At 57.8% G+C, this 3483-nt stretch carries 2 protein-coding genes; one reads left to right on the top strand and one right to left on the bottom strand.

Annotated features, from left to right (window positions below):
* The first annotated feature begins 279 nt into the window (after positions 1-279).
* On the top strand, positions 280-3207 hold the full coding sequence (locus P792_RS27810; RefSeq protein ID WP_023978592.1) for a ligand-binding sensor domain-containing diguanylate cyclase: 2928 nt from the start codon (positions 280-282) through the stop codon (positions 3205-3207).
* Here P792_RS27810 and apaG read toward each other — a convergent pair.
* Positions 3167-3483, bottom strand: a 317-nt coding sequence (gene apaG, locus P792_RS38810; RefSeq protein WP_035439729.1) for a Co2+/Mg2+ efflux protein ApaG, incomplete at its 5' end; no start/stop codon positions are given. The two genes, P792_RS27810 and apaG, sit on opposite strands and share 41 nt — an antisense overlap.

Genomic DNA, 3483 nt, shown 5'->3' with positions numbered 1-3483 from the left:
GGGTCAGAAGTGGGATCCGTGCGAGATGCAGGGTGCGTGCGTTGCCGACAGCAGCGACAGCCTTGCCTATGCTGGTCCGCGTCCGCCTGCCGGTCAGAAGTGGGATCCGTGTGAGATGCAAGGCGCGTGTGTGGTCCGCAAGGTCTGAGGTTGCGAGTTTTTAACGACGAAACGCAGCTGTTATATTAGTGTGCTTTCAGAGGGGCACATCCCTGCGTTGAGGAAAAAGACCTGAAACTCGTTTCGAGCATCGATCAAGGTGGGGGAGGCTCGGTGCCGATGGTGCTGGCCTCCTTTTATCATGCCCTGAGCGCGGCTCTGCGTTGGGCTGTGATCGTGTTCCTGCTGCTCTGCAGCTTCGCGAAGATGGCCTTCGCGCGCGACGCCGACCTGCCCATGCAGAGTTTCACGCAGCGTGACGGGGTGGATAGTTCCTATATCTTTGGCCTGGCTCAAGACCACGAGGGCTATCTGTACCTTCTGACCCAGAGATCGCTCTATTTTTTCTCAGGGCAGCGCTTTTATCAGGTCAAGGTTCAGGAAACACCCAATCAGCCTAATTTTGCCGATAGTGTTCGTTTCCTCCCCGATGGCCGGGTTGTGGTTCTCCAGCGCGGAGGGCTCAGGATATCCCAACGCGCGACAAGTAGTCGGATATCGCCCTTATTGCTGCGTTTCAGGCGCTTGAAGGCCCCCGGCCTGGGACGTATCGAGAATGTCTTTCTCGATGCTGGACGACTGACCGTTGTCGATCCTCATGGTGTGCATCTGTGCGAAACGCCGGAGGACAACATCCTGTCCTGTCAGGCGCCGATGGCTGGCAGCGCGCGAGCGCTTGTCTACCAGATTGGTGATCGTGTTTTCTATCGCGAGCCCGGTGGAAACCAGATGCGCGACCTGACGGGGCTTCGGGTTTTTAGGCTTCCCTGGGATGCCGAGATATCCGGCTCACCGAGCAGCCATGCCGATCGCAGCTTTTACGCGTTCGAGCGCTACGCGTTGCTCGTGCCAAATGTCGATGGCACCTTCGCCAGACTGCCGACAGATTGGGTGCTTGATCAGGGAAATCTCGGTGAACGCCCGAGTTTTGTCGTGGAGACGCCGGATGCGACGGTGTTCTTTGACGGCAATCGCCTGCGCTCGTTCAATGGGCAATACTGGACCCTGCCCAATCATGACCTCGGCAGGGAGCAGGATATTCATTTTGCGTATGCTGACCGCAACAGGCAGCTCTGGACTGTTCAGGACTCTGTCGAACTGGTCAAGCTCGTCGGTTGGGGGAGTTGGGAAAACCTTGAACCACAGAGCATACGGTCTGTCTGGTCTGTATTGTCCGGGCCCGAGAGAACGCTACTTCTGACAGATCAGGGACTGTACCAGCTCGACCGGAATGAGCTCGGCGAACGCCTGAGGGAGGGAAATTTCTTCTTTGGGCTGTCCGATGGCGGGTCGGGATACTGGATGCCCGTGGACGATCGCGATCTGCTGCACTGTCTTTTCCAGTCGGGACACTTCGCGTGTGACCGGAAAATGCCAGTGCAGCGAATTCTTGGGCTGGCACTGTCTTCCAGGGATCATACGCTCTGGATCGCATCCGATGACGGGATGCTGGCTATGCCCGGGGACGGTACGGCCCAGCCAAGCCTTGTTGAAGACGAGAATGGTCTGCCGCTCAGCAAGCCAGCGAGCGCCATAGCGCTTCGTGACGATGGCACCCCTTGGGCAATGATAGGTAATGCCCTTTACAGAAGAGGGGCAAACGGCCGATGGCAGCCGGTGCTCACACACTGGGCCAACGGGCATGATTTTTCCCCGTTGACCATGGTTTTTTCGTCCCATGACGATCTCTGGGTCGGGGGCGTGCGCGCGCGCACCGGGCTCGTACATATCCATCTGGATGGCAACCGCATCGGTAGTACCCGCCAGATCGGGGTGGAGTGCACCGGCTCACAGATCATCTTCAGCCTGCTTTGGGACCGCCACAGACGACTATGGGTTGGCACCGAAAATGGGCTTGCGGCTTACGATGGGCGGCAATGGATCAGGGTGACGCGGGATGATGGGTTGATTTCCGCAAATATCAATCAGCAGGGTCTGACTGAAGATCCTGACGGGTCCATCTGGATCACCACGACGAGAGGCGTCTCACACCTCCTGCATCCGGAGCATCTTTTCGAACCAACGGACCTCAAGCCCGTCTTTATCGAGGCACGTCTTGGTGAGGCCGTATTGCCGGAACACGCCATCCCTTTCACCCGCGACCCTTTGATCGTGACGCTCGGGACGCTCAATACTGCGCTCGCCTCGACAACCTATTTTCGTTATCGCCTCGAGGGGGTCGATCAGGACTGGGTCACCACAACCACGGGTGACATACGTTACAATTTCGTTCCACCCGGTCATTCAAGGCTGATCGTACAGGCAATCAATGACAGCCGGAATATCATCTCCCGTCCCATCGTTCTTGAAATCAGGATGGAGCGGCCCTGGTGGATGGCTTGGCCACTCATTACCCTTTACGTCGTCTCTGTCGTGGTTCTGCCCTACACACTCAATCGGGTTCGCTTCCGCTATCTTCTCAAGAGACAAAAGCGCCTCGAAGCGCTCGTCGATGAACGAACCGGTGAGATGCGTGCGGCGCAGGCTGCCCTTGAGCAGCAGGCGCGCCAGGACGGGCTGACACGACTGATGAATCGCCGCACGGCCGAAGCCAGTGTGCTGCGTCTGCTCGAACGCAAGGGACGGCCCGATTATGAAGGATCTCATCGCTCGGTAACGCTGGCCCTTTTCGACGTGGATTATTTCAAATCGATCAACGACACCTTCGGCCATATGATCGGCGATGAAATCCTGGCGGAAATCGGCGCACGTCTGTTGCGAGACAAGCTGCCAGAGGAAATCATTGGTCGCTATGGCGGTGAGGAATTCCTGATCGTCATACAGGGGGATTTTGCCTCCACGCGCCGTCGCGTGGAGCTGTTGCTGGCGGGCTTGAGTGACCATCCTTTCGAGACAAAGGTTGGTGCTCTGACAATCGGTTGCAGTGCCGGCCTTGCGCGCAGTGTGCCGGAAATCGAGTCACCCCGCGAGGTGTGGATGGAAGCCCTCGAAAGGGCTGATCAGGCGCTTTATCGTGCGAAGCTGGAAGGCCGCGGGCGTCTTGTCGTCAGTGAACAAGACCAAGACGATGAGGGCTATCCAGACTGAAAGCAGGAATGGTGACCTCGAAGCGCTCACCGGTGGCCGGCACGATCATGTGGTACATTCCGCGCATGAAGCCACACGCTGTGGGCAGGGCCACGCCGGATGTATATTCGAAGACTTCCTGTGCGATGAGAATGGGCTGCTCGCCGATCACGCCATCGCCATGAATATGGTCGGTCTTGCCGCGCCCGTCTGTGATTTCCCAGAACCTGGTCAGGAGCTGGATCGTCTCGTTACCGCCATTCTCGATCCGGATATGGTAGGCCCAGGCAAAATGGT

Source organism: Asaia sp. SF2.1, from assembly GCF_000505765.1.
Lineage (GTDB): Bacteria > Pseudomonadota > Alphaproteobacteria > Acetobacterales > Acetobacteraceae > Asaia > Asaia bogorensis.
This window is presented reverse-complemented; position numbering and strand designations above follow the sequence as displayed.

Coding starts and splice junctions, on each gene's coding strand:
- P792_RS27810 (WP_023978592.1), top strand. CDS start 280: ATGGTGCTGGCCTCCTTTTATCATGCCCTGAGCGCGGCTCTGCGTTGG.